General features: G+C 50.7%; 22 protein-coding genes, 2 rRNA genes, 1 pseudogene and 1 other annotated feature. All 25 genes and pseudogenes read left to right on the top strand.

The genetic code is table 11. The annotated features are described in order from the left end of the window. The first annotated feature begins 193 nt into the window (after nt 1–193). The 25 genes and pseudogenes from CBE73_RS08910 (at nt 194) to CBE73_RS08790 (ending at nt 26,870) form a co-directional block, all read left to right on the top strand. Nucleotides 194–1,579, top strand: a complete 1,386-nt coding sequence (locus CBE73_RS08910) for an SPOR domain-containing protein (RefSeq protein WP_094093929.1) — start codon at nt 194–196, stop codon at nt 1,577–1,579. A gap of 232 nt (nt 1,580–1,811) precedes the next feature. Next, nucleotides 1,812–2,420: a Maf family protein gene (locus CBE73_RS08905; protein ID WP_174704806.1), complete on the top strand. Its 609-nt coding sequence runs from the start codon at nt 1,812–1,814 to the stop codon at nt 2,418–2,420. 88 nt (nt 2,421–2,508) lie between these two features. Further along, a complete protein-coding gene (gene radC / locus CBE73_RS08900) occupies nt 2,509–3,198 on the top strand; it encodes a RadC family protein (protein WP_094093927.1) in 690 nt (229 codons plus the stop codon). A 58-nt stretch (nt 3,199–3,256) separates the two neighbouring features. Then, nucleotides 3,257–4,291 carry a rod shape-determining protein gene (locus CBE73_RS08895; protein ID WP_094093926.1) on the top strand — a complete coding sequence of 345 codons (1,035 nt, stop codon included), beginning with the start codon at nt 3,257–3,259 and terminating at the stop codon, nt 4,289–4,291. A 51-nt stretch (nt 4,292–4,342) separates the two neighbouring features. Continuing rightward, the gene (gene mreC, locus CBE73_RS08890; RefSeq protein WP_094093925.1) at nt 4,343–5,221 is read left to right on the top strand and encodes a rod shape-determining protein MreC; all 879 of its coding nucleotides are present in this window, start codon (nt 4,343–4,345) and stop codon (nt 5,219–5,221) included. Between the two features lie 2 nt (nt 5,222–5,223). After that, nucleotides 5,224–5,757, top strand: coding sequence for a rod shape-determining protein MreD (gene mreD, locus CBE73_RS08885; protein ID WP_094096211.1), 534 nt, complete (start codon nt 5,224–5,226; stop codon nt 5,755–5,757). A gap of 75 nt (nt 5,758–5,832) precedes the next feature. Beyond that, on the top strand, nt 5,833–6,495 hold the full coding sequence (gene minC / locus CBE73_RS08880) for a septum site-determining protein MinC (protein ID WP_094093924.1): 663 nt from the start codon (nt 5,833–5,835) through the stop codon (nt 6,493–6,495). A gap of 2 nt (nt 6,496–6,497) precedes the next feature. Then, the gene (gene minD, locus CBE73_RS08875; protein ID WP_094093923.1) at nt 6,498–7,295 is read left to right on the top strand and encodes a septum site-determining protein MinD; all 798 of its coding nucleotides are present in this window, start codon (nt 6,498–6,500) and stop codon (nt 7,293–7,295) included. Nucleotides 7,296–7,536: 241 nt separating this feature from the next. Then, complete coding sequence (locus CBE73_RS08870) at nt 7,537–8,496, top strand: M23 family metallopeptidase (RefSeq protein WP_094093922.1); 960 nt, start codon at nt 7,537–7,539, stop codon at nt 8,494–8,496. Further along, entirely contained in the window at nt 8,489–9,352 is an 864-nt protein-coding gene (locus CBE73_RS08865; protein ID WP_094093921.1) for a M50 family metallopeptidase, read from the top strand. The genes CBE73_RS08870 and CBE73_RS08865 overlap by 8 nt, the downstream gene beginning before the upstream one ends. Nucleotides 9,353–9,433: 81 nt before the next feature. Continuing rightward, the gene (locus tag CBE73_RS08860; RefSeq protein WP_094093920.1) at nt 9,434–10,618 is read left to right on the top strand and encodes an Rne/Rng family ribonuclease; all 1,185 of its coding nucleotides are present in this window, start codon (nt 9,434–9,436) and stop codon (nt 10,616–10,618) included. 66 nt (nt 10,619–10,684) lie between these two features. Further along, nucleotides 10,685–10,767: a sequence feature (ribosomal protein L21 leader region), on the top strand. A 13-nt stretch (nt 10,768–10,780) separates the two neighbouring features. Then, nucleotides 10,781–11,092 (top strand): 50S ribosomal protein L21, encoded by a 312-nt coding sequence (gene rplU / locus CBE73_RS08855; protein ID WP_068697202.1) that lies wholly within the window; start codon nt 10,781–10,783, stop codon nt 11,090–11,092. 14 nt (nt 11,093–11,106) lie between these two features. Continuing rightward, on the top strand, nt 11,107–11,439 hold the full coding sequence (locus CBE73_RS08850) for a ribosomal-processing cysteine protease Prp (RefSeq protein WP_094093919.1): 333 nt from the start codon (nt 11,107–11,109) through the stop codon (nt 11,437–11,439). A gap of 19 nt (nt 11,440–11,458) precedes the next feature. Beyond that, a complete protein-coding gene (gene rpmA / locus CBE73_RS08845; protein WP_068697198.1) occupies nt 11,459–11,770 on the top strand; it encodes a 50S ribosomal protein L27 in 312 nt (103 codons plus the stop codon). 231 nt (nt 11,771–12,001) lie between these two features. Further along, nucleotides 12,002–12,742, top strand: a complete 741-nt coding sequence (locus CBE73_RS08840) for a Spo0B domain-containing protein (protein ID WP_157739466.1) — start codon at nt 12,002–12,004, stop codon at nt 12,740–12,742. 13 nt (nt 12,743–12,755) lie between these two features. Further along, the gene (gene obgE, locus CBE73_RS08835; RefSeq protein WP_094093917.1) at nt 12,756–14,069 is read left to right on the top strand and encodes a GTPase ObgE; all 1,314 of its coding nucleotides are present in this window, start codon (nt 12,756–12,758) and stop codon (nt 14,067–14,069) included. A 269-nt stretch (nt 14,070–14,338) separates the two neighbouring features. Next, a complete protein-coding gene (locus tag CBE73_RS08830) occupies nt 14,339–14,776 on the top strand; it encodes an ACT domain-containing protein (RefSeq protein WP_094093916.1) in 438 nt (145 codons plus the stop codon). A 61-nt stretch (nt 14,777–14,837) separates the two neighbouring features. After that, a complete protein-coding gene (locus tag CBE73_RS08825) occupies nt 14,838–16,124 on the top strand; it encodes a homoserine dehydrogenase (protein ID WP_094093915.1) in 1,287 nt (428 codons plus the stop codon). Between the two features lie 39 nt (nt 16,125–16,163). Next, the gene (thrC, locus tag CBE73_RS08820) at nt 16,164–17,234 is read left to right on the top strand and encodes a threonine synthase (RefSeq protein WP_094093914.1); all 1,071 of its coding nucleotides are present in this window, start codon (nt 16,164–16,166) and stop codon (nt 17,232–17,234) included. Beyond that, complete coding sequence (gene thrB / locus CBE73_RS08815) at nt 17,231–18,187, top strand: homoserine kinase (RefSeq protein WP_094093913.1); 957 nt, start codon at nt 17,231–17,233, stop codon at nt 18,185–18,187. The genes thrC and thrB overlap by 4 nt, the downstream gene beginning before the upstream one ends. Before the next feature lie 83 nt (nt 18,188–18,270). Next, nucleotides 18,271–19,152: a prephenate dehydratase gene (gene pheA / locus CBE73_RS08810; RefSeq protein ID WP_094093912.1), complete on the top strand. Its 882-nt coding sequence runs from the start codon at nt 18,271–18,273 to the stop codon at nt 19,150–19,152. Then, nucleotides 19,127–19,497: pseudogene (locus CBE73_RS22615) on the top strand (aminotransferase class IV); the annotation flags it as partial. The gene pheA and the pseudogene CBE73_RS22615, both read left to right, overlap by 26 nt. Nucleotides 19,498–19,651: 154 nt before the next feature. After that, nucleotides 19,652–21,535: a LysM peptidoglycan-binding domain-containing protein gene (locus tag CBE73_RS08800; RefSeq protein WP_094093911.1), complete on the top strand. Its 1,884-nt coding sequence runs from the start codon at nt 19,652–19,654 to the stop codon at nt 21,533–21,535. Nucleotides 21,536–22,063: 528 nt separating this feature from the next. Then, nucleotides 22,064–23,618: ribosomal RNA gene (locus CBE73_RS08795) — 16S ribosomal RNA — on the top strand. A 307-nt stretch (nt 23,619–23,925) separates the two neighbouring features. Further along, nucleotides 23,926–26,870: ribosomal RNA gene (locus CBE73_RS08790) — 23S ribosomal RNA — on the top strand. The 16S and 23S rRNA genes sit together here, the layout of an rRNA operon. Nucleotides 26,871–26,884: the final 14 nt, after the last annotated feature.

Here is a 26,884-nt window from a genome sequence, read left to right as displayed (position 1 = left end):
TGTTTTGGTATTTTAACGGCTTTCGGGCAACCTTCCCCCGTCATCCTCCGTGTGCAGAAGGTTTTGGCTTGGTTGGCTATTCGTAAGGGAACGGGCCTGCGGCCGATGCAGACGGTTATTTTTTTAGAAGGTATAACTTACTGTTCTTGTTCATACGCTGGTGATATAGAAGATGGACAAGGAGAGTGTGACGGTGAATAAAGCCAGAATGACGTTCCGCTTTGATGGTCAGGAGCCCGTCCGGACAAGCCAAAGCGAGCCGTTATGGGATCCTGCTAACGGACAACCTATGGAACCGGGGGATAAGGAAAGCCAAGCTTCCCCATTAACTCCAATGGACGGTAAGAAGAGTAAGGAACCTGAGTTTACCTGGAATTTTGATCCGAACCGGATTATTGATCTCAATCAGGCGCCGGATCGCAAACGAACCTCTGACCGGGGAAAGAAGCCGAAACAGCAGGTAGAACGGCGCCGTTATGCAGATATGAATGCAGCCATCAGCAATTGGCCTGAAGAGGATATCGGCAATCCGTTCCGGCCTCATGCCGGTTTGGATGTGTATGGATTCCCGGAGCCGGAGAACGGGAACCATGCTGGGGGCGGGCCGGTTGATGAGCAAGAAGATCGGCAGGCTGGCCGTTTTTATGAGGATGCAGGCCAATTTGACCGTGAAAGTGTTAACCTTAATGCCGGAGCTGTGAGAGGACAAGGGCCTGTTTGGAGCGATGATCCGGTCCGGCATCGCCCGCCATCCCGCAGTTCGAGCTGGAAAGTCATCGGCTCGGTCACCGGGGCTGTCGTAACGGGCGCTTTGTTCGGCATGGTTGTTTTGTCCTTGTTTAATAAAGAGGTGGATTTCCCGATTCCGGGTCTCGCAGCTATTAGTGAGTCTGCCCAGAAGGCGGCAGATTCCCTGCCTGCCGTAGGGGACTTCAAGCAGGAAGAGGTCAGCGGCGCGTCCGTTCAGATTAACCTTCCGGCCCAGGATTATTTTTTCCTGCAGTATGGAGTGTTCAGTTCCCCGGACGGGGTAACCCGCGCCCAGCAGGAGCTTCAGGACGCAGGATATGCCGCTGCGCAGGACACGCTCGATAATAAACGTGTTTATGCGGCCATTTCATCTGACCGGGAGCAGGCCAAGCTGCTGAGCAGCGAGATGAAGGCTGAAGGCGTTGATCTGATTCTGCATGAAGCCGCGATTCCTTCCGCTGCTTCTGTGCACTACAGCTTAGCGACGGGAACGCTTGAGCAATATGCGCAGCAAAGCGCCGAGCTGGTCAAGCTGCTTAGTGAAACCTCTGCTTCCCTTCTGCTTGAGCAGGCGCCTGACCTGAGCGATGACCTGATTGCGGATCTGAAGGAGAAACATGTCCAGTTTACCCAGAATGCCGCAGCAGTGCGAGACGGCTTTGGCGGCAGCGATAAACAGCTGATTCAGAATATGGAGACCGAGATGAACAGTGCGGTGGAAGCCTTGCTTCAATTTGATAAAACGAAGGTCAAGTCCCATCTTTGGGAAGTGCAGAATTCAATGATGCGGTATGTGCTTGACGAACAGCAGATTTTTCAGCAAAATTAAAGCTGTTTATTGGGGTTCGGAAGGGAAAGGAAATACTTTCCCCTTCCGGATTTTTGTTTGTGTTAAGGAACAAATAACCTTATAATAAGTAGTGTCAAAAAATGGCGAGGCTTGACAGGGTTAACCTCTTGTCACTACTTATGCCATTTTGTTTTTTTGAGATGGAATAATAAATGGCACGATCACTTTTACTGAAATAGACGTGAAATGAAGGAGAACTTTACGTTTGACTATGAAACCCTCCAAATCCATTATTTTGGCTTCAACATCCCCCCGCAGACAAGAGTTGATTGCTGTTCTGGGCATTCCTTTTTCCGTAATTCCCAGCTATGCCGATGAAACCCTTGAACCGGAATGGTCTCCTGAGCAGGCCGTATCCGAACTTGCCCTTCGCAAAGCACAGCAGGTTTATGACTCTCTAAATGGCCGGCCTCAAGCGATTATCGTAGGGAGTGACACGGTTGTGGTTCGCGATGAACAGATTTTGGGTAAACCGGAAGATGAAGGGCATGCTGCGCAAATGATTGCCTCCCTTCAGGGACGGTCTCACGAGGTTTATACCGGCGTTGCTTGTCTGGATGCGGAAAGCGGACGCGCGGTGGTGCGTTCAAGGATGACCAGAGTGACTATGAAGCCTATGAGCGAAGGTCAGGTATCAGCCTATGTACGCAGCGGGGAAGGTCTGGACAAGGCTGGAGCATACGGTATTCAGGGCCTTGGCTCTACACTGGTCACCGGGATTGAAGGCGACTATTTTAATGTTGTGGGGCTGCCGCTGTCTCTACTAGCGGACATGCTTGGCGAATTTGATCTTGATGTGCTGAATGTCAACGAAATTTGAAAGAAATGAAACTTTTGAAGCAGGCTAAGCGTTACTTGAATGTTTGTTGGAATTGAAAGCTTGAATTCGGGATGAGGAGAGGAACAAGATGGAGTCGCCGCTATACAGGCTGCGCGACATCCCCCATGAAGAACGACCGAGAGAACGCATGATGAGATATGGAGCGGGTGCGCTAAGTCACGCTGAACTGCTTGCCATACTGCTGCGGACGGGAACCCACCAGGAATCGGCTATCCATGTTGCCCAGAAGATTTTGTCCAAAGCGGGGGAAATCCGCGGTCTTGTGGATTTGAGTCTGGATGAATTAATGGAGATTAAAGGAATCGGGGAAGCTAAGGCCATCCAACTGCTTGCAGGGATTGAAATCGGACGCAGGCTGGCTCGTTCTACCCGAAGGGAAACCTTGATCATCCGAAGTCCAAAAGACGCGGCCGATATTGTTATGGATCAACTCCGCTATCTAAATAAGGAACATTTCATCTGTTTGTTTCTGAACACCAAAAATCATCTTCTCGGTCAAGAAACGCTTTCTATGGGAAGCTTGAATGCCTCGATTGTCCATCCGAGAGAAGTTTTCCGCGCCGCTATGAAATGCAGCAGCGCGTCGATTGTTTGCGCTCATAACCATCCGAGCGGGGATCCTTCACCAAGCCCGGAAGATATCCAGATTACCAAACGGTTAAGCGAAGCCGGAGCTATTATCGGCATTGATGTTTTGGATCATCTGATTATCGGGGACGGGCGGTTTGTCAGTTTGAAGGAAGAAGGTTTGATGTAATATAATAGTCCAGATATCCTGCCGAGCAGCGGCGATACAAGAAAAGGAGATTAACAGCATGTTTGGTGGTTTTACGAAAGATTTGGGAATTGACTTGGGAACGGCAAATACACTTGTTTATGTGCGCGGGAAAGGAATCGTTGTCCGGGAGCCTTCCGTGGTAGCGATCCATACCGACTCTAAAAATATTGTGGCGGTAGGTGAATCCGCCAAAAAAATGATCGGCAGAACGCCGGGCAACATCCGCGCGATCCGTCCGATGAAGGACGGCGTTATCGCAGATTTTGATACGACAGCTACGATGATTAAATACTTTATTTCGCAGGCTCAAAAGCAGCGTTCGATGTTCCAGCGCCATCCTAACGTGATGGTTTGCGTGCCTTCGGGCATTACGGCGGTTGAGCAGCGTGCTGTTGAAGATGCAACCAAGCAAGCCGGCGCACGTGAGGCTTATACGATTGAGGAGCCTTTTGCAGCAGCGATTGGCGCAGACCTCCCCGTTTGGGAACCAACCGGCAGCATGGTTGTTGATATTGGCGGAGGTACCACCGAGGTGGCTGTGATTTCTCTGGGCGGTATCGTAACCAGTAAGTCCGTACGCGTGGCAGGGGATGAGATGGACGAGTCCATTATCCAGTACATCAAACGCCAATATAATTTGATGATCGGGGAAAGAACGGCTGAGCAGCTGAAAATGGATATCGGTTCCGCGCTTCCGCTTGAGACCGTTGAAACGCTGGAAATCCGCGGCCGTGACCTTGTAACCGGTCTGCCTAAAACCATTTCCATTACTTCGGACGAAATTTCCGAAGCTTTGAATGATACGGTGAACGCTATCGTTGAAGCGGTTAAAGTCACTCTGGAGAAATGTCCGCCGGAGCTTGCTGCCGACATTATGGACCGCGGCATCGTGCTGACCGGAGGCGGAGCTTTACTTCGCAACCTTGACAAGCTGCTGGCCGGCGAGACGGGTATGCCTGTCATTGTTGCTGAGAATCCGCTGGATTGTGTGGCAATCGGTACGGGCCGTGCGCTGGACAACATCCACATGTTTAAAGCTAAAGGCCAGTCCGGACGTTCGAAACGTTCATAAAGATATATAAACCACCCTTGCAGTGGGAGAGAGAAAATGTATGGTTAGAGGGTGCTTAAACTGTTCAAATTACTGGGCAACAAACGACTGTTTTTCCTGCTGATGGGTTTGATCCTGTTTATCGCGGTCATGGGCTTTACGCTTGGACCGCGGGCAGGTTTGTCCTGGCCGGAGAAATTTAGCAAAGATACCGTCGGATTTGTACAGTATATCGTCTATAAGCCCGTCTCCTATATCGCGGGTTTCTTTGAAGATATTTCGAATTTGCGTTCCGTGCAGAAGGAAAATGAGGAGCTCAAGATCGCGCTCGCCCATTATACTCGGGACAAAGCCAAATACAATACCATTGAACAAGAAAATGAACGCTTGCGTCGGGACCTGAAGTTTACGGAACAACAGGAGCTCCGCAACAAAAATTACGAATACCGGATTGCCCATGTTATCAGCGTCAATAATGATCCGGACAACCGGACGCTGGTCATTGACCTGGGCAGCAGAAACGGTATCACAAAAGAGATGGCGGTTACCTCGGATAAAGGTCTGGTAGGCACGGTCAGCCAGGTCAGCAACTTTACGGCCACCGTTAAGCTGATGACAACCCTTGATTCCAAGGATCCTAATTCGAATGCCATTGCGGCAACGGTTCAAGGCAACGAGAATAAGTCCTTTGGCATGATTGAAAGCTACGATCAGCAGAAAGGCATGTTCCTGATGACGAAGATCAAAAGTGATGACCCGCTTAAAAAGGGCGATACCATCATTTCTTCCGGACTTGGCGGGGAATTCCCGCGGTTTATGGTTATTGGTACGGTGGAGAGCCGTCAGCCAGGGGAATTTGGTTTGACTGACACGGCTTATATCAAACCGGCCACTGAATTTTCCGACTGGAATGAGCTGTTTGTGGTTGTCACCCCTGAGGTTCCCCAATGATGATTAAACATCGCAATGTGATCCTCGTTCTAATGCTGTTTCTTCTGTTTATTGTAGAGGGCACGATATTGCCTTGGCTGATCCCTCCGGCTTGGCAGACGCGGATTGTTCCCTATTTGGTTTATATCGTGATCCTGTTTGTATCCGTTTATGAGAACCGACATAAGGCCCTGCTTCTGGGCGTTGTGTTCGGTTTGCTTCAGGATGTAGTTTATTATGGGGCCATGATTGGGCAGTTTTCTTTTGCGATGGGCTTTTCTGCTTATTTGATCGGTCTGTTATTTAAAGGAAACCGCACGCCGCTTCCGTTTATGCTGTTTGCTGTCCTCATGGGAAGCCTGCTGATGGATTCGCTTCTGTTCGGCACTTATAAATTGTTTGAATTAAACCATCAGGCATACAGCTGGTCGCTGATGAATCATATGCTGCCGAATATGATTTTTCATTTTATCTTTGCGCTTGTTGTGTACGTCCCGCTCAGACGATTTCTGGAGAATAAAACCTCCCGCCAGCGTTCCAAAGAAGAAACGGCTTAGCGTCAATTGTCAATTTGCGTAGAAAGCAGGAGATTAAGGGGCTTTGCGCGAATTACATAGTGGGAGGGACAGGCAATGACGGTAAAATCCAACCATGTAACGATCAAGGGCATCAAAGATGGCCTGGTTTTCCTGTTTGATGATCAATGTGATTTCTCGGAGTTATTGAACGAACTGCGCTACAAGCTGGAGCACAGCCATCAGAATATATTAACAGGCCCTATTGTTCATGTGGATGTGAAGATGGGCATGCGAAATATTTCCGAAGAACAGAAGACACTGATTCTAGAGACGTTGAAGCAGAAAGGGAATCTGCTTATCCGGTCAGTGGAGACCCCGGGGATCGTTGAGGATGAGCAGGGGGGACCTGCCATCAAGACACTTTGCGGAATGGTCCGTTCAGGGCAGATCTTAAAGCATGAAGGCAATCTGCTGTTTATGGGCGATGTGAACCCGGGAGGACAAATCATCTGCACCGGCGATGTGATCGTGATCGGTGCGATTCGCGGAATGGTTCATGCCGGATCGGGCGGCAATGAGAAGGCGGTCATCGCGGCCTCTTTTCTGGCGCCTACCCAGCTTCGCATAGCCGAAGTGATCAGCAGGCCTCCGGATGAATGGGAGAACCGGGAGACGAGCATGGAATTCGCTTTTCTGCAGGAAGGATCCATGCAAATTGATAAAATAAACCATGTGGGTAAGATTCGTCCGGACTTTAATGTGTTTAAAGGGGTGTAGATATGGGAGAAGCAATAGTCGTCACTTCAGGGAAAGGCGGCGTAGGCAAAACAACTACATCGGCTAATATCGGCACGGCTCTGGCTTTATTAGGGAAAAAGGTTTGCCTGGTGGATACGGATATCGGACTTCGCAATCTGGATGTCGTGATGGGGCTTGAGAACCGCATCATTTACGATCTGGTGGACGTGGCCGAAGGCCGCTGCCGTTTAAACCAAGCTCTGGTCAAGGACAAGCGGTTTGATGAGCTCTACATGCTTCCGGCCGCGCAGACCAAAGATAAAAATTCGGTTTCTCCTGAGCAGGTTCGGGACATCGTGCTTGAGCTGAAGAAAGAATATGAGTATGTCATTATCGACTGTCCTGCCGGAATCGAGCAGGGCTTCAAGAACGCCGTTGCCGGCGCAGATCGTGCCATCGTGGTTACAACGCCTGAGCATGCGGCGGTACGGGATGCGGACCGCGTCATCGGCCTGCTGGAGGGTACACAGGTCGAATCGCCGAAGCTGGTTGTGAACCGGATTCGTCCGAATATGGTCAAGTCGGGAGACATGCTGGATATCGAGGATATTATCCAGGTGCTCAACATTGATTTGATCGGTATTGTTCCGGATGATGAACATGTGATCAAGGCTGCCAACAGCGGAGAACCAACCGTTATGAATCCGAATTCCTCTGCAGCGATTGCCTATCGCAATATCGCGCGGCGCATATTGGGCGACACGGTTCCTTTGATGCCGCTCAATCAGAAGAAAGGCGCTTTTACGAAGTTCAAGAAATTTTTTGGTATGGGCGGTTAAACCTGCTCATAACAGACCCGATAAGCAGAACTTATTTAGTTTGAATATTTTATAGTTGAGTATTTTCATCCATACCAACAAAGGATGTTTTCAGAACTGTGCTGCAGTTTTGAAAACATCCTTTTTTCGTATTTTAGCGGGGAATTTCCGCGGGCGGACATGTTGTTCATAATCCTTCTCCTCTCAACATAAAATGTAGCGAACAAGCCCATGGCGCATAAATGGGAGAGGGGAACAGGTTATGGATGTTAAAGAGAACGTAAGGAAACGCCGGGAAGAACGGATTCGGGAGCTGCTGAGCCGGGAAGAACGGCAGCTTCAGTTATATACCCGGCCGTCTAATCCGGAAGACTTTGAATACGGCCGGGAGTCCCTTTTGCCTTTACAGGGGAGAACGGAGATGGAAGCTTTACAGGAGCAGCCGGGGGAAGAAAGAGATCCGGAGCTGATGTGGAAACAGGGGCGGGGTTTGTGGCGTGATGATGCTTTTGGCACAGCCCCTGCGTCGTCTTCGCCAATGGGATCCGGGTTCAAACCTGGTTCCGGTACGCCTGAACAAACGGACGGACCGCAGAAGGGTGGTTCTTTTATCCGAGCGTTATGGACCAGAACGTTTGTCAGTGCGGCTGTGTTTGGCATCTTATGGGGAATTCATCATGAACAGCCGGCCTGGTCCGCTCCGATTGAAAGCTTCGTCTCCACAACGCTGAATCAGGAAATGGATTTTCAGGCAGCAGAGGCCTGGTATGAGCGGAATTTTGGAGGGGCGCCGAGCTTTATTCCGATCTTTGGAGACAACGGGGGGCCGCAGCAGCTGGTACAGAGCGCTCATGGCTTCTCGATACCGATCCAAGGCAAGCTGGCGGAAAGCTTTGCTATCAGTTTGAAGGGCGTAGAGATTGTTCCGGATCTGGATTCAAAAGGGGCGCAAGAGGTTAAAAGCATTGAAACGGGCCGGGTTACGGAGGTCAACGATGACGCCCTGACAGGCAAAACAGTTGTCGTTCAGCACAGCGACGGTTATGTATCCATATATGGCCGTTTAACAGAGGTTTCGGTGTCTGAAGGGGATTGGCTGGAAGGTGGAGAGAGGGTCGGCAGCTTTTCCAAGGCGGAGAGCGGCGGCTCCGATACCGTTTATTTTGCGATGAAGAAAGACGGCCTCTACATCGATCCGGCAGAAGTGGTGCCGCTTGATTAAGATTGCCGGAATTCCGGTTTCTTTCCACCCCTTATTTGTTATAATTATGTTAACCTCTGTATTCACAGGGCATTTTGCCGAGCTGATTGTTCTGTTCGGGATTGTGTTTGTACACGAGCTCGGCCATGCCGCCGCAGCCCGGATGCTGGGTCTAAACGTGCTCTCTATTCAGCTGCTTCCATTTGGAGGAGTGGCTGTGGTGGAAGAAGACGGCCGGTTGAATGCCAGAAAAGAAATCTGGATCGCGGCGGCAGGACCGCTGCAGAACATCATTTTGGCTGGCTTAGGATTACTGCTGCATGTTGTGGGGATATGGAATGGGCCTTCGTTAACCTATTTTATCGAAGCCAATCTGCTGATTGTCTTGTTTAATCTGCTGCCGATTCTGCCTCTTGACGGCGGGAAGATCGGACAGGCTTTCTTCAGCCTTTTTTTGCCCTACCATACGACCTTGCTGTGGGCTGTCCGGATCAGCATTGTTTTTAGCGGGTTATTGATCGCTTATTCGTTTTATCCGCTGCTTTATGACCGGGGAGTTCAGCTGAATCTGCTAATGGTCGGCCTTTTTCTATTTTATTCAAATTGGGTGGATCACGGGAATATCCCGTTCCGGTTTATCCGGTTTCTGATCAGCAGGCAGCGGCTTTTTTCGGACAGCAAACCTTCTGCCAAAAATGCCCAGCCACTGGTTGCGGATTCGGCGAAACCTTTAGACACAATCCTGCGTCTACTTAGGAGAGAAAAGTATCATTTTGTTTATGTGGTGAACGCAAAAGGTGAACTTCTTGACATTGTGCCGGAGCAGAAAATGATCGATCTGTTTCTGACAGGCTTGGCTATAAATCATGGGAAATAAGCTTGGAAATAAGATGGGAAATAAATAGAGGTCCATAAAGGGCTGAACAAATAAATCGGGGAAATGGCAGCAGGTGAGAGTATGAAACAAATGGTAGTGCATTACGAACACGGTTCTGCCGAAATGGCGCTGCTGGAGAACGGGCGTCTAGTTGAGTATGCCGTTGAACGCTCGGACGGGAAAGGGCTTGTGGGCAGCGTCTTTAAGGGGCGGGTTGCCAACGTCATTCCGGGAATGCAGGCGGCATTCGTGGATATTGGCCAGAGAAAAAATGCTTTTTTGTACATAGACGACTGCCTCTCGCCTCATTTGGAGAAACAGCCGAAGGTCAAACCTTCGATTACAGAGCTGCTTTCACCGGGGCAGGAAATTGTGGTGCAGGTTACGAAAGATGCCATGGGCACCAAAGGAGCGCGGGTAACCACGCATTATTCGCTCCCGGGCAGGTTTATCGTGTATATGCCTACAGCGGGGTACGTTGCCGTTTCGAAAAAGATTGAAGACGAAGCCGAGCGCAGCCGGCTGAAGGAAATCGGCGAGCAGCTGCGCCTGGATGAGGAAGGCCTGATCTTTCGTACGATTGTAGAAGATCAGGAGCCAGGCGCGATCGAAGAGGATCTGGCGCTGCTCCGCCGGCAGTGGGAAGGCGTGCTGGAGAAGGCGGACAAGCTGAATGCACCAGCCCTCCTGCATCGTGATTTGAGCCTCGTGCAGCGGCTGATCCGGGATGTGTTCAGTCCGCAGACTGACGAACTGCTCGTAGACTGCGCCGCTCAAGCTGAGGAAGCCGGTCAGTTTCTGGGGAGTCTGGATCCCGGCTGGAAGCCGCAGATCAAATTCCATAATTCCAGCACGCCGCTGTTTGAAGCGTACGGGGTTAAGCAGCAGCTGGACAAAGACTTTCAGCGTAAGGTCTGGCTGCCGGACGGCGGATACCTGATCTGGGATCAGACCGAAGCGATGAATGTAGTGGATGTTAACACGGGAAAATATGTAGGCACGGATTCACTTGAGGAAACCGTGTTCCAGACCAACCTGCAGGCAGCGGAGGAAATCGCCCGGCTGCTGCGTGTCCGCGATATCGGCGGCATTATCATCATCGACTTTATTGATATGGAGCTTGAAGAACATCGTAATGAAGTGCTGGCCAGACTTCATACCTGCATGCGCAGCGACCGGACCCAGCATCATATTCTGGGCTGGACCAAACTGGGCCTGCTCGAAATGACTCGCAAGAAGATGCGGGAAAACACGGAACGGAAATAACCTAGGTTGATTTCCTGCCTGGGCTGTGTTAATATACTTAAGTATGTGTTTCAAGTACATCTTGTACACATGCTGTAACCGCACCAATCGGGTACATAAGTACGCCTGAAATAAAGCGTCACCTGAATTAGGCGAGTCTGAGACATGAGGAGGTGCAAGCAAATGTACGCAATTATCGAAACTGGTGGCAAACAATACCGTGTTCAAGAGGGCGATGTTCTTTACATCGAGAAGCTGAATGCTGCTGACGGTGAAACTGTAACTTTTGACCGTGTATTGGCTGTTTCTAACGACAACGGTTTGGTAGCAGGAACTCCAGTAGTATCCGGTGCTACTGTAACAGCGAAAGTAGAACGCCATGGTAAAGGCGCTAAGGTTGTTGTATTCAAATACAAACCTAAGAAGAACTACCACAAAAAGCAAGGTCATCGTCAACCGTACACGAAGGTGACTATTGAGAAAATCCAAGCGTAAGAAGGTGACGGTACTTGATTATCGTAACCATCAAACGCGATGAGCAGAAATCCGTTACTGGATTTCGGATTGAAGGCCATGCGAATTACGCAGAGGCTGGAAGGGATATTGTTTGCGCTGGTGTATCCGCTGTTACTGTAGGCTCAGTTAACGCTGTCGAAGAGTTGACCGGGATTGTAATGGATTCACATATGAAGAACGGCTTTTTAAGCGCGGATCTTCCGCTTGCAGTTCCTGACGAAGCCAAAGCTGAAGCTAGGCTGTTGTTATCTTCGCTCGTCGTGATGCTTCGGACTATTGAGCAATCCTACGGACAATACGTTAAGATTATAGATGTGACTAATTAAAGAAGGAGGTTGACCAGACATGTTGAAATTGGATCTTCAGTTGTTCGCATCCAAGAAAGGTGTAGGTTCCACAAAGAACGGCCGTGACAGTATTGCGAAACGCCTTGGCGTTAAGCGTGCTGACGGTCAAGTGGTTACCGGCGGCAGCATTCTCGTTCGTCAACGCGGAACGAAAATTCATCCGGGCACTAACGTGGGCATCGGTAAAGATGACACTTTGTTCGCGAAAGTGGACGGCGTTGTTAAGTTCGAACGTTGGGGCCGCGATCGCAAGAAAGTGAGCGTGTACCCTGTTGAAGTCGCTCCTGTAGCGGCTGCAGTAGAAGCTTAAGAACAAGCCCGAACGGCGAAAATCCCCGGCACAATGCCGGGGATTTTTTTTGAGAATCCCGGCTGGAAAATGAAAGAAGCTACAATTCGAGGCTCCGCGCAAGGCGGGGTTATTTTTCTAAGATCGATGCCCAATCTCAGCAGCTCATTCCACTTCGAAGATGTTACTTTATGTTATACTGTTGTATGTTGGACAGGGAAGGTAAAAATGCGTAGAGGATTGAGATTAATCATGAACGACCGTAGATCGTTAACGATTATTGCCGGCATTCTGCTGCTGATTCCTTTGGTTCTGTTTTATTTTAATCGCTCGTTGCTTATTCATATTCTGTTATGTATGTGGGTTGGCGTTGTTATTTACGGGTATTGGGTTTATATGCGAAAGCAGCAGGAGGCGGAGAAACGGCGTCTGCTCGAATCTTTCCAACGGACTGCAACTTCAACCCTGGCGCATTATCGGCATGATTGGATGAATGATTTGCAGATCTTATACGGCTATATAAAGCTCGGCAAACATGATAAACTGCTCGGCAGTTTGGACAGAATAAAAGAACGGATGGCTGCGGAAAGTCATATTTCCAGGCTGGGAATTCCGTCGCTTGTTTTTTATTTGCAGTCTTTTCGGGAAATGAACAACTCCGTTCAGCTTGAAGTTGTCGTTGAGGAAGGCTTGGAGCTTGGACCGCTGCTGGGCCGGCGGGAGGCAGACGATTGGGCGGAGACCGTGATCGAAACCATTCGGGCTTACCAGTTTGCCGGACGTTCCTCGTGGGGAGAAATTATCGGACTTACCATGTCCATTTACCGGGAAGGCGGCGAAGTTGTGGTCCGCTTTGAACCGGCGGGCACTTCGGGGAATCCGGAGCTGCTCAAAGCTAATACGGTCAAAGCGATCCGGAACAAGCTGATTTATTTGAAAGAAGAAGCCATGCAGCAGGGCGTTTGCGAGCTCCGTATGCCATTGGCTATTTAGAAGAGGTGACAGCATGTTTGTAGATAAAGCCAAGATTTATGTTAAAGGCGGTGACGGCGGCGACGGCATCGTGTCTTTCCGGCGCGAGAAATATGTGCCCGAAGGCGGGCCGGCCGGCGGTGACGGAGGCCGCGGGGGCAGCGTTATTTTTCGTGTGGACGAAGGCTTGCGCACCCTGATGGACTTCCGTTACCAGCGCCACTTTAAGGCGCAGCGCGGTGAGAAAGGCCGCAACAAAAGCCAGCACGGAGCCGGAGCCGATGATATGATCGTCCGGATTCCTCCGGGCACGGTCATCATTGATGAAGAAACGAACGAAGTGCTGGCGGATATGACCCGTCACGGCCAGCAGGTTGTAGTGGCCCGCGGCGGACGGGGCGGACGAGGCAATATTCGCTTTGCGACGCCAAGCAATCCGGCACCGGAGCTTGCCGAGAACGGGGAAGAAGGCCAAGAGCGCTGGATCATTCTGGAGCTGAAGGTCATGGCCGATGTAGGTCTGGTCGGATTTCCGAGCGTAGGTAAATCCACGCTTCTGTCTGTCGTATCGGCGGCACAGCCGAAGATCGGCGCTTACCATTTTACGACCATTACTCCGAATCTTGGGGTTGTCAGTGTCGGCGAAGGCCGCAGCTTTGTTATGGCTGACCTGCCGGGACTGATTGAAGGCGCGCATGAAGGTGTGGGTTTGGGTCATGAGTTCCTGCGCCATATCGAGCGCACCCGTGTCATCGTCCATGTTGTAGACATGGCTGGCTCGGAAGGACGAGACCCATTCGAGGATTGGGAGAAGATTAATGACGAGCTGAAGCTGTATAACGCCGAGCTTGAGAAACGCCCCCAAATCGTAGCCGCGAACAAAATGGATATGCCTGAGGCTCAAGAGAACCTTGAAACTTTCCGTAAGAAAGTGGCGGAGGTTCGTCCGGACCTGCTGATCATGCCGATTTCTTCGCTGACGCGGGAAGGGGTTCAGGAGCTGATGTATAAAACGGCGGATCTGCTGGATTCGATACCGGAAGCTCCGGCCATCGAAGAGGTCAGCGAGCTGGAAGAGCGGAAAATCTACAAGCTGGATAAAGAGGAAGACAACAGCTTTACGATTACCCGTGACAACGAAGCTTATGTTGTCTCCAGCCCGCGTGTTGAGCGGATGATGAAGCGGATGCAGCTGAACTCCCACGATGCGATCCTTAAGCTGGCCCGCACGATGCGTCATATGGGGATCGACGAGGAGCTGCGCAAACGCGGTGCTACCGACGGAACGATTGTCCGTATTGGCGATTTTGAATTTGAATTCGTTGAAGGAAGCAGCTACTACTATTGATTAGAAATGTTTAAGGCGGTGCCGCTTGGTAGGCTGTAGGCTGCCTTAGCTGAGCAGACAGCAGTTGGTAGGCATTATGAGCAGCATAGAGGATAGAACCTGTTGTTTTTCCGGAAGGAGAACGGCAGGTTCTTTTTCATTTTTGTAAAACAACGGAAAAAGCTTTGATCAATGTTATAATAAATAGGTTGATTTCTATTGCTTACATAGCATGTATGGGTTATAATGTCCACTATATAAATACAGGAGTCTTTAAGGAGAGGACGATTTTGCGGGAACGCTATTATCTGGTACGTGAAGATATTTTACCGGAAGCCGTGCTGAAAACCCTCCAGGTCAAGCAGCTGTTGGCCAGCGGGAATGTCAAAACGGTGCATGAAGCGGTCGAGCAGGTAGGCTTGAGCCGCAGTGCCTTTTATAAATACAAGGACGGGATTCATCAGCTGAATCAGCTTGAACGGGACCGTATCGTCACCATTTCATTGGATCTGGAACACCGTTCCGGGATTCTCTCTCAAATGCTTGCTTTGGTAGCCAGCTTCGGCGGCAACGTGCTCACCATTAATCAAAGTATTCCGCTTCAGGGTGTAGCCAACGTGGTGATCTCGGTAGAAACCTCCAGACTGACCGAAGAGCTGGATGAAATGCTGAGCAAGCTGCGCAGCGTGACCGGGGTCAAGAAGGTCCAGATTGTGGGTCAAGGTTAAAGCAGGATGAAGTTCAGGAACACAACAAATAGAGAAACGGAAGCGACGGGGAGGGGACAGCTTGAACGCAATTAAGATAGGACTGCTTGGATTGGGAACGGTAGGGACAGGTGTGGTCAGGATTGTGGAGAAACACCAGGAGGACCTGATGAGCCAGGTTGGTTCACCGATTCGGATTGAGAAAATTGCTGTCAAAAGCCTGGAGAAGGAACGCAGCATTGCCGTTGATCCGGCCATACTGACTCAGGATCCTTGGGAAGTGATCCGTCATCCTGACATCGATATTATTGTCGAGGTTATGGGAGGTGTCGAGGACACCAAAACTTATTTGCTGGATGCGCTTGAGCATGGAAAACATATCGTGACGGCCAACAAGGACCTTATGGCTTTATACGGTAGCGAAATCTTGGCCAAGGCGGTCGAGCAGCAGTGCGATGTGTTCTATGAAGCGAGTGTTGCCGGCGGAATTCCGATCATCCGGACATTGATCGAAGGGTTCTCCTCGGACAGAATTACGAAGATCATGGGCATTGTGAACGGAACAACCAATTATATCCTTACTAAAATGAGCCGGGAAGGCGCTTCTTACGAGGATGTATTGAAAGAAGCCCAGCAGCTCGGTTATGCGGAATCCGATCCGACTTCGGATGTGGAAGGGCTGGATGCGGCCCGAAAAATGGCCATTTTAGGTACCTTAGGTTTCCGTACCAATGTCGAGCTTCGCGATGTAAGCGTGCGCGGCATCTCCTCCGTATCCAAAGAGGATATCGCTTATGCCAGACAGCTGGGGTATGAAATGAAGCTGCTTGGCATTGCGGAACGCCATGATGAAGGCATCTCGATCAGCGTGCAGCCGACGATGGTGAGGACCTCCCATCCGATTGCGGCCGTTAGCGGCGTTTTTAATGCCGTATATGTGTATGGAGAAGCGGTGGGGGAAACGATGTTCTACGGGGCTGGCGCCGGGGAAATGCCAACGGCTACCTCCGTGGTCGCCGACCTTGTGGCGGTCATCAAGAACATGAAGCTCGGCGTCAACGGACTGAGAGCGATTGTCCCTTATAAGGAGAAGAAGCTGAAGGCGGATGACCAGGTCTTTTATAAAAATTTCCTGCTGCTGCAGGTAGACGACAAGGCCGGTGTTCTTGCGCAGATCACTCAAGTGTTTGCTGAATACGAGGTCAGTCTTGATTCCGTCATTCAAACCCCGAATGCCCAGCAGCCGGGGGCGGAGATCATGATCGTCACGCATTTGGCCAACAAAGCCAGCATGGAGAAGGTCATCAAACATTTCGAGTCGCTCGAAGTGATTCGGCGCATTAAAAGCAGTTATCGGGTTGAAGGATAAAAATATAGAGTTCTAAATAAAAGGGAGCTGGAGATCAAGATGAGATATCAAGGATTGCTGCAAACCTACAAGGAATATTTGCCGGTAACGGATAAAACGCCGATGCTGACGCTGCAGGAAGGCAATACGCCGCTTGTCCGGGCGGAGAACCTGTCGCAGGAGCTGGGGCTTGACCTCTATTTTAAATATGAAGGTTTGAATCCGACAGGCAGCTTTAAAGACCGCGGGATGGTGATGGCTGTGGCGAAGGCGGTAGAAGAAGGAAGCCGGACCATTATGTGTGCTTCTACCGGCAATACGTCTGCTGCAGCTGCGGCTTATGCCGCAAGATTGGGTTTGAATTGTATCGTTTTGATCCCGAATAATAACATCGCGCTCGGCAAGCTTGCTCAAGCCATGATTTACGGAGCTAAAGTCATTGCTATTGAAGGCAACTTTGACCGTGCGCTGGAAATCGTGCGCGAAATTACGGCCAAACATCCGATTACGCTCGTTAACTCGGTGAACCCTTACCGGATTGAAGGGCAGAAGACAGCGGCTTTCGAAGTTTGCGACCAGCTTGGCGAAGCGCCGGACGTTCTGGCTATTCCGGTCGGCAACGCGGGAAATATTTCGGCATACTGGAAAGGCTTCAAGGAATATCATGCCAAAGGGAAAATCAGCTCGCTGCCGCGTATGGTCGGCTTTGAGGCCGAAGGGGCGATGGCGATCGTCAAAGGCGAACCGATTCTGGAGCCGGAAACGGTGGCAACCGCGATCCGCATCGGCAATCCGGCCAGCTGGAAGACGGCTGTCGCAGCAGCCGAGGAATCAAGCGGCCAAATTAATTATGTGAGGGATGAAGAAATTTTGAGCGCTTATCGGACGATTGCTTCGCGTGAAGGCATTTTTGCTGAACCGGCCTCTGCTGCTTCTGTTGCTGGGGTATATAAACTGAAACGTGAAGGTTATTTCAAAGGCGGGGAGAAGGTGGTCTGCGTCCTGACCGGTCACGGTCTGAAGGATCCGAATATTGCGATCAAGAGCATCGGAGCGGAGCCGCTTGTTGTTCAGGATTCGGAAGAAGCCGTAATGGCGGCTATCGCCAAGCTGGAAGGTAACGGCGTATGATCCGCTCCGAAGGGGTCCGGATCAAGGTTCCGGCCAGCACCGCCAATTTGGGGCCCGGCTTCGATACGCTGGGCATGGCTTTATCTCTGTTTGCCTGGATCGAAATGAAGCCGGCGGAAAGGACCGTTTTTCACCTGTATGGGGAAGAGCTGCGGGGGATTCCGAAGGATAAGTCCAATCTGGTTTACAAGCTGGCCCAGCAGGTGTTCGCAGAGGCGGGCGTTTCGATTCCCGAACTCGAAATTTCGATGGCCTCCGATATTCCGCTCACGAGAGGTTTGGGAAGCAGCGCTTCGGCAATTGTTGGCGCCTTGTACGCGGCTAACGAGCTGATCGGAGCTCCGTTATCTATGGAAAAGTTGTTTGATATGGCTACAGCTGTCGAGAAACATCCCGACAATGTGGGGGCTTCCTTGTTTGGCGGGATCGTCTCGGCTGTTTGGGATGGAGAGCGGGCTGTTCATCTGCGGATTGAGCCGCCTGAGAAACTGCAGGTGCTTGTGGCGATTCCTTCTTTCTGGCTGCCGACTGAACAAGCACGCAAAGTGCTGCCGGAGTCCTTGTCTATGAAGGATGTGGTGTTTAATGTCAGCCGGGCTTCTCTGCTGACCGGAGCTTTGGCGTCCGGTAGATTAGACCTGATTGCCGCAGCCATGCAGGACCGGATTCATCAGCCCTACCGGGCTTCGCTTATCCCTGGAATGGAACAGATTCTGGCGGAGGCCTGTAGTCATGGCGCTCTTGGCGCAGCGCTCAGTGGTGCCGGGCCAACGCTCCTTGCGCTCGTTGAAAGGGATTCAAAACGCCGGAATGAGCTTGAAGCTTTTATCCAAAGGACACTGGGGGAGCATGGGATACAAGCCAAGATGCTTTGGCTCGAACCCTGTCCGGAAGGAGCAGGCAGAGTCGGAGCTCATGAGGCGGTTCCGTTTACCGCCGGAAATTTAGTCTAACAAGACTTCTGAATAAACGGACTTAAGCATACTGGTGTAATGCCGGTATGTTTCTGCGTTTACGATAGTAAAGGGGAATTGGAATGAGAACTATAGCACTGCTGCCGGAGGGCACAGTTTCGCATGAAGCTGTTTTATATTTGTTTGGAGATGAAGAGGTTCAGCTAAAGCATTATAAGCAAATTTCGGATGTGTTTCTATCTGTAGTTAATGGAGAGGCGGATTACAGCGCAATTCCGGTGGAAAATACGATCGAGGGCTCTGTGAGTCTTCATATGGACTGGCTTGTTCATGAAGTGGATGTGCCGATGCAGCTTGAATGGGTGTACCCCTCGATTCAGAATCTGATCGGTCGTAAAGAAGAATTTCAATCCGAAGGAAAAATGGATTACAGCAAAATCAAAAGGGTTCTTTCCCATCCTGTAGCTATGGCGCAGTGTCAGCAGTTTATTCGGACCCATATGCCTCAAGCTGAACTGGAAAATGTGGGCAGCACGGCTGAAGCGATTCAAAGCGTAGCGAATCACCCGGGAGAAGGCTGGACGGCTATAGGCACTGTACTTGGCGCGGAGCGTTATGGACTGGATCCGTTAGCACGGAAGGTTACCGACCATAACAACAATTTTACTCGATTTGTTCTGATTGGTCCTGACAAACTTGCACTTGAAGGCAAGGAGGCAACCCGGAAGACAAGTATTCTGGTTACGCTGCCTGCCGACTTTCCGGGTGCGCTGCACCAGGTGCTGTCCGCTTTTGCATGGCGCAAGCTGAATTTGTCGCGGATCGAATCCCGTCCGACCAAAAAGAAGCTGGGCAACTATTATTTTTATATGGATGTGCTTGAAGAGGTTGAATCGATCCTGCTTGGCGCGGCGATCGGGGAAATCGAGGCACTAGGCTGCCAAGTGAGGGTTTTAGGCTCTTACCCTAGTTATTCTTATACGGATTTACAAACGGAATCATAATCGGAAGCATCGCATTTACGATTCCGCTAAATCGATCATGCTCAAAATTCCGCTGAGCTTTGGGGAGATGCAGAAAGCGCTGATCGAAACGCTACGCCGCAACGAATTGAGAAACGGCATATCCGATTGGTTGTATCGCGCGGCGCCGGCGAAGCGATTATGATGAACGCACAAGGTTATGTGGCGGACGAAGTATTCCTGACCGGAACTGCAGCTGAGGTCATTGCGGTACGTGAAGTCGATGGCCGGGCTATCGGCGAAGGTCATGCGGGTCCGATGACGCTGAAGCTGCTTGAGGAGTTTCGTTCGATTGTGGATCAAGACGGCGTTAAAGTTTGGGAATAGAAGAAGATCAAAACCTTTCAGGAACCCGGATCAGGGGGAGCGGAAGGTTTTTTTTCAGTTTTAGGATAACAAATACCGGGCAGGTGCATAGGATGTATCAATGGAAAACGGGCTAATATCACGGCCCCAAGAAAGATTAGGAGGTTTTTGCCACGTGAAGATACACATGGTCAAAGAGGGCGACACTTTATACGAACTTTCGAAGAAGTATAACGTTCCTCTGCAAACATTGATAGACGCCAATCCGCAAATCACCAACCCTGACGTGTTAATGATCGGAGACAAAGTCAAAATTCCGTCTTCGGCCGTGACAGTAGGTCAGGATGACGGCGTTATTTACAAACATGTTGTCAAGCAGGGGGATACATTATGGAAGCTGTCCAAGGCATGGGGAGTGTCGCTCCAGGCGATGATCGAAGCCAATCCGCAGCTTAAGAATCCAAATGCTTTGCTTGTTGGTGAAGTGGTGAATATCCCATCTGGCGGAAGTGGCACAGGAACAGGGACCGGTACTGAAAATGCAGCTGCACCAAATACAAACAGCGGCAAAAAAAATACGGCGCCAAAGACGCCAACTGCACCTATTGTCCCTGCGCCGGAACCAGAACCAGTGCCAGCACCAACGCCTATCGCTCCGGAAGCCGAGCAGCCGGCTCCAGTGCCTGAACAGCCGGCTGTACCGATTCCTGTTTTGCCGGAGAAGCCGAAACCCGAATATCATTATGAAATTGAGTATTCGGAAATTGTCGTGCAGCAGCCTACACATTTTGAATATGTCCCTGTAGTGCCGGAGAATACACAGGTTCAGCCTGTCTTAGAAAAACCTTGCGGCTGCTCGGAAGTTAAACCTAATGAAAATGCTTTTATGCCGAACCAGCCAATGGTTCCTAATGTGGCGTCTTACTACGATTTTCCGAATATGAATATGCCTAATTCATCTCCTGTTTATCATGAGCCGACGAACGTATCTCCTTCCAATGTTGGACCATATCCTTTCGCGCCAGACCTGACCGCTCCAATTAACTATATGCCTAATTTAACTCCAACAAATGTATCCCCAACGAACTTCGCTCCAAACATGGCTCCGACGAACATGGCCCCAACGAACATGGCTCCAACGAACATGGCCCCAATGAACATGGCTCCAACGAACGTAGCTCCAACAAATGTATCTCCATTAAGTTATGCACCTCATTTTGCTCCGGTCAACGGATCGCCAATGAATTTCATTCCGAATATGGCGCCGATGAATATGGGACCGACTTATGTATCGCCTGTTGGTTACAGCCCTGTTGATTTCGCGCCAACAAATTACGCTCCTAATCTCTCTCAAGCCAATGTGTTCCCTGTTGAGGCAGACGGTAAACTGAATCAGGTAATGCCGCAAATGGAATCTACCGGCAGCGGTTACCCAGGTATTTCGAGTGACCCATATGGAAGCAGCATGCCTAATGTCGTTTCTCCGGAAATGATGGCTCCAGAAACAAATATGTATGTTCCGCAGCCGTGTGGATGCGAAGGAACACCTGTAGGGAATATGAACATCCAGCCATTTTCTTATGTGCAGCCTGAAAATGTCGGAGGATGGAATGTTCCAAATCCGGGGATGTTTGATGGAACAGGTCCTGCAGCCTACCAGGCTCCTTACTGGAACGGGCCGAATCATCCTGTGCTTCCTTATGGTGATCAAATGTCTAATAACTTCATGCCAGGTTTCTATCCGCCGCATTTAATGGGTTATGGTATGCCTTATGGATCTATGGTACCTGGAGCGCCAATTGGCGGAGTTGGGACTCGTGAAGATTTCGAATCTGGAGAAGCTTTTGCCGCAGCTGAGCAGAATCAAGTTCAAAGCACTCCAGGTGAAGCTGATACGGCCGCTCAACAAGAGCAGAAAGTAAAGGTTTCAACAGAACCCGGAGCCAGAAGAAGCGGCGGCGCTAAGAAACAGACACGGGCTCAGGATAAAAACGTAAAAGCCAGAAACACTTCAAGTAAATCAAAGTCTACAAGACGAAACCCGTGGATCGGGAACTAATCGCCAATCATACCTTTCAGTATGGTTAAGACAGTAAGATTACAGGTAAAGAGTATATAACTGTAGTGATAAAGCGGGGCTTGTGCTCCGTTTTATTTTTTTTTTGGGGTTAAAAGCCTTGCGTTTACATCAAATCTATGATAAATTATATTTCCGTTCGATTTCTACTAAGTGGTTTAAGAGGTCAAACGAAAAAAAACTCTTGCGTTAATCGATGAGATTATGCTAAGATATAAATCCGGTTGATTTTATAACTTCTTAGAAGGAAAACTTCTTCAAAAAAAGTGCTTGCCAAGTCAAATCGGATGTGATAAGATATAAGAGTTGCTGCTGAGGACGAAAACGAGCGACAAAATGAAAAGTTTGATCTTTGAAAACTGAACAACGAGTGAGAAATAAATTGAGATACTTAGGGTGAAACAATCCTAACGGATTGAATTTCATCCGATCTCGTCAGATTCAAAATGAGCTAAACAAACACTTTGAATGGAAGACCTACCGCCTTCGGGTGGCAGGGACCTTCCATCTTTAATGGAGAGTTTGATCCTGGCTCAGGACGAACGCTGGCGGCGTGCCTAATACATGCAAGTCGAGCGGAGCCTCAGGAGAGCTTGCTCTCCTGAGGCTTAGCGGCGGACGGGTGAGTAACACGTAGGCAACCTACCTGCAAGACTGGGATAACTACCGGAAACGGTAGCTAATACCGGATACGCAGTTTCCTCGCATGAGGGAGCTGGGAAAGACGGAGCAATCTGTCACTTGCGGATGGGCCTGCGGCGCATTAGCTAGTTGGTGAGGTAACGGCTCACCAAGGCGACGATGCGTAGCCGACCTGAGAGGGTGAACGGCCCCACTGGGACTGAGACACGGCCCAGACTCCTACGGGAGGCAGCAGTAGGGAATCTTCCGCAATGGGCGAAAGCCTGACGGAGCAACGCCGCGTGAGTGATGAAGGTTTTCGGATCGTAAAGCTCTGTTGCCAGGGAAGAACGTCGGGTAGAGTAACTGCTACTCGAGTGACGGTACCTGAGAAGAAAGCCCCGGCTAACTACGTGCCAGCAGCCGCGGTAATACGTAGGGGGCAAGCGTTGTCCGGAATTATTGGGCGTAAAGCGCGCGCAGGCGGCCATTTAAGTCTGGTGTGTAATCCCGGGGCTCAACTCCGGGTCGCACTGGAAACTGGGTGGCTTGAGTGCAGAAGAGGAAAGTGGAATTCCACGTGTAGCGGTGAAATGCGTAGAGATGTGGAGGAACACCAGTGGCGAAGGCGACTTTCTGGGCTGTAACTGACGCTGAGGCGCGAAAGCGTGGGGAGCAAACAGGATTAGATACCCTGGTAGTCCACGCCGTAAACGATGAATGCTAGGTGTTAGGGGTTTCGATACCCTTGGTGCCGAAGTTAACACATTAAGCATTCCGCCTGGGGAGTACGGTCGCAAGACTGAAACTCAAAGGAATTGACGGGGACCCGCACAAGCAGTGGAGTATGTGGTTTAATTCGAAGCAACGCGAAGAACCTTACCAGGTCTTGACATCCCCCTGACCGGATCAGAGATGGTCCTTTCCTTCGGGACAGGGGAGACAGGTGGTGCATGGTTGTCGTCAGCTCGTGTCGTGAGATGTTGGGTTAAGTCCCGCAACGAGCGCAACCCTTGACTTTAGTTGCCAGCAGGTAAGGCTGGGCACTCTAGAGTGACTGCCGGTGACAAACCGGAGGAAGGTGGGGATGACGTCAAATCATCATGCCCCGTATGACCTGGGCTACACACGTACTACAATGGCCGGTACAACGGGAAGCGAAAGAGCGATCTGGAGCGAATCCTTAGAAGCCGGTCTCAGTTCGGATTGCAGGCTGCAACTCGCCTGCATGAAGTCGGCATTGCTAGTAATCGCGGATCAGCATGCCGCGGTGAAGACGTTCCCGGGTCTTGTACACACCGCCCGTCACACCACGAGAGGTTACAACACCCGAAGTCGGTGGGGTAACCCGCAAGGGGGCCAGCCGCCGAAGGTGGGGTAGACGATTGGGGTGAAGTCGTAACAAGGTAGCCGTATCGGAAGGTGCGGCTGGATCACCTCCTTTCTATGGAGTACCTCGCTTCCGTAGCGAAGCGGTACAAATACGGCGAAGAAGGATGCTCTCGAAGTATCTTTGCTTCGCAAAGATTTCACTTCTCACTCGTTGGTCAGTTTTGAGAGCTCAAACTCTCAAAACGTATGACTTCCAGAACTTTCTTGTAGAAAGTCAGGTCTGGATGTGATACACTCATCTTCCGGTTAAATCGACCGGTAAGATTTGATCCTTGAAAACTGGATAACGAAACAACAAATGCGAATTAGAACATTCTTTTTTAGCTGAAACTTGTGTCAAAAACAAGTCTTTAGTAGTTGGTTAAGCTACTAAGAGCACACGGAGGATGCCTAGGCGCTAGGAGCCGAAGAAGGACGTGGCGAACAACGATAAGGCCTCGGGGAGCTGTAAGCAAGCTTTGATCCGGGGATGTCCGAATGGGGAAACCCGGCTGGTGTAATAGCCAGTCACTCGTAACTGAATACATAGGTTGCGAAGAGGCAGACCAGGGGAACTGAAACATCTAAGTACCTTGAGGAAGAGAAAACAAGTAGTGATTCCGTCAGTAGCGGCGAGCGAACGCGGAAGAGCCTAAACCAAGAGGCTTGCCTCTTGGGGTTGTGGGACGTCTCACATGGAGTTACAAAGGAATAGGGTAGGCGAAGAGGTCTGGAAAGGCCCGCTAGAAGAGGTAAAAGCCCTGTAACCGAAAGTCTATTCCCTCCGAGACGGATCCCGAGTAGTGCGGGGCACGTGAAACCCCGTATGAATCTGCCAGGACCATCTGGTAAGGCTAAATACTCCCTAGTGACCGATAGTGAAGCAGTACCGTGAGGGAAAGGTGAAAAGCACCCCGGAAGGGGAGTGAAAGAGATCCTGAAACCGTGTGCTTACAAGAAGTCAGAGCCCTATGATGAAACTTCGTTTCATCACGGGTGATGGCGTGCCTTTTGTAGAATGAACCGGCGAGTTACGTTCCCGTGCAAGGTTAAGGTGAGAAGCCGTAGCCGCAGCGAAAGCGAGTCTGAATAGGGCGAATAAGTACGTGGGCGTAGACCCGAAACCGTGTGATCTACCCCTGTCCAGGGTGAAGGTGCGGTAACACGCACTGGAGGCCCGAACCCACGAACGTTGAAAAGTTCGGGGATGAGGTGGGGGTAGCGGAGAAATTCCAATCGAACTCGGAGATAGCTGGTTCTCCCCGAAATAGCTTTAGGGCTAGCCTCGGTGGTACAGTCGTGGAGGTAGAGCACTGATTGGGTGCGGGGCCCGCAAGGGTTACCAAGCTCAGTCAAACTCCGAATGCCATAGACTGATTAACCGGGAGTCAGACAGTGAGTGCTAAGATCCATTGTCAAAAGGGAAACAGCCCAGACCATCAGCTAAGGTCCCCAAGTGTGTGTTAAGTGGGAAAGGATGTGGAGTTGCACAGACAACCAGGATGTTGGCTTAGAAGCAGCCACCATTTAAAGAGTGCGTAATAGCTCACTGGTCGAGTGACTCTGCGCCGAAAATGTAACGGGGCTAAACACACCACCGAAGCTATGGCTTGATGCAATGCATCAGGGGTAGGGGAGCGTTGTATGTGGGTAGAAGGTGTACCGTAAGGAGCGCTGGACAGCATACAAGTGAGAATGCCGGTATGAGTAACGAAAAGATCAGTGAGAATCTGATCCGCCGAAAGCCTAAGGGTTCCTGAGGAAGGTTCGTCCGCTCAGGGTAAGTCGGGACCTAAGGCGAGGCCGACAGGCGTAGTCGAAGGACAACAGGTGGAAATTCCTGTACCACCGTAAACCGCTATGAGCGATGGGGTGACGCAGCAGGGTAGTGACGCGGACTGATGGATGTCCGTCCAAGCAGTGAGAGGGTAGCATAGGCAAATCCGTGCTACATAACCTTGGGCTGTGATGGGGAGCGAAAATTGCAGTAGCGAAGGTCATGATCTCACACTGCCAAGAAAAGCCTCTAGCCAGGTGAAGGTGCCCGTACCGTAAACCGACACAGGTAGGCGAGAAGAGAATTCTAAGGCGCGCGGAAGAACTCTCGTTAAGGAACTCGGCAAAATGACCCCGTAACTTCGGGAGAAGGGGTGCCTCGGTAGGGTGAATAGCCCGAGGGGGCCGCAGTGAAAAGGCCCAAGCGACTGTTTAGCAAAAACACAGGTCTGTGCGAAGCCGTAAGGCGAAGTATACGGGCTGACGCCTGCCCGGTGCTGGAAGGTTAAGGGGAGTGGTTAGGGGTAACCCGAAGCTATGAACTGAAGCCCCAGTAAACGGCGGCCGTAACTATAACGGTCCTAAGGTAGCGAAATTCCTTGTCAGGTAAATTCTGACCCGCACGAATGGCGTAACGACTTGGGCGCTGTCTCAACGAGAGATCCGGTGAAATTTTAATACCTGTGAAGATGCAGGTTACCCGCGACAAGACGGAAAGACCCCATGGAGCTTTACTGCAGCTTGATATTGGACTTTGATACGATTTGTACAGGATAGGTGGGAGCCTAGGAAGAGGGAGCGCAAGCTTCCTTGGAGGCGCCGTTGGGATACCACCCTGATCGTATCGGAGTTCTAACCTGGTGCCCTGATCGGGCATGGGGACAGTGTCAGGTGGGCAGTTTGACTGGGGCGGTCGCCTCCTAAAGAGTAACGGAGGCGCCCCAAGGTTCCCTCAGAATGGTTGGAAATCATTCGAAGAGTGCAAAGGCAAAAGGGAGCTTGACTGCGAGACTGACAAGTCGAGCAGGGACGAAAGTCGGGCTTAGTGATCCGGTGGTACCGCATGGAAGGGCCATCGCTCAACGGATAAAAGCTACCCTGGGGATAACAGGCTTATCTCCCCCAAGAGTCCACATCGACGGGGAGGTTTGGCACCTCGATGTCGGCTCATCGCATCCTGGGGCTGAAGTAGGTCCCAAGGGTTGGGCTGTTCGCCCATTAAAGCGGTACGCGAGCTGGGTTCAGAACGTCGTGAGACAGTTCGGTCCCTATCTGTCGTGGGCGTAGGAAATTTGAGAGGAGCTGTCCTTAGTACGAGAGGACCGGGATGGACGCACCGCTGGTGCACCAGTTGTTCCGCCAGGAGCATAGCTGGGTAGCTAAGTGCGGAAGGGATAAGCGCTGAAAGCATCTAAGCGTGAAGCCCCCCTCAAGATGAGATTTCCCAATTTAGTAAGACCCCTTGAAGACGACGAGGTAGATAGGCTGGGGGTGGAAGTGCAGCAATGCATGGAGCTGACCAGTACTAATCGGTCGAGGGCTTATCCAAATAGATCTAATCGC

Origin of the sequence: Paenibacillus physcomitrellae, assembly GCF_002240225.1 — a bacterium.
GTDB lineage: Bacteria > Bacillota > Bacilli > Paenibacillales > Paenibacillaceae > Fontibacillus > Fontibacillus physcomitrellae.
This window is presented reverse-complemented; position numbering and strand designations above follow the sequence as displayed.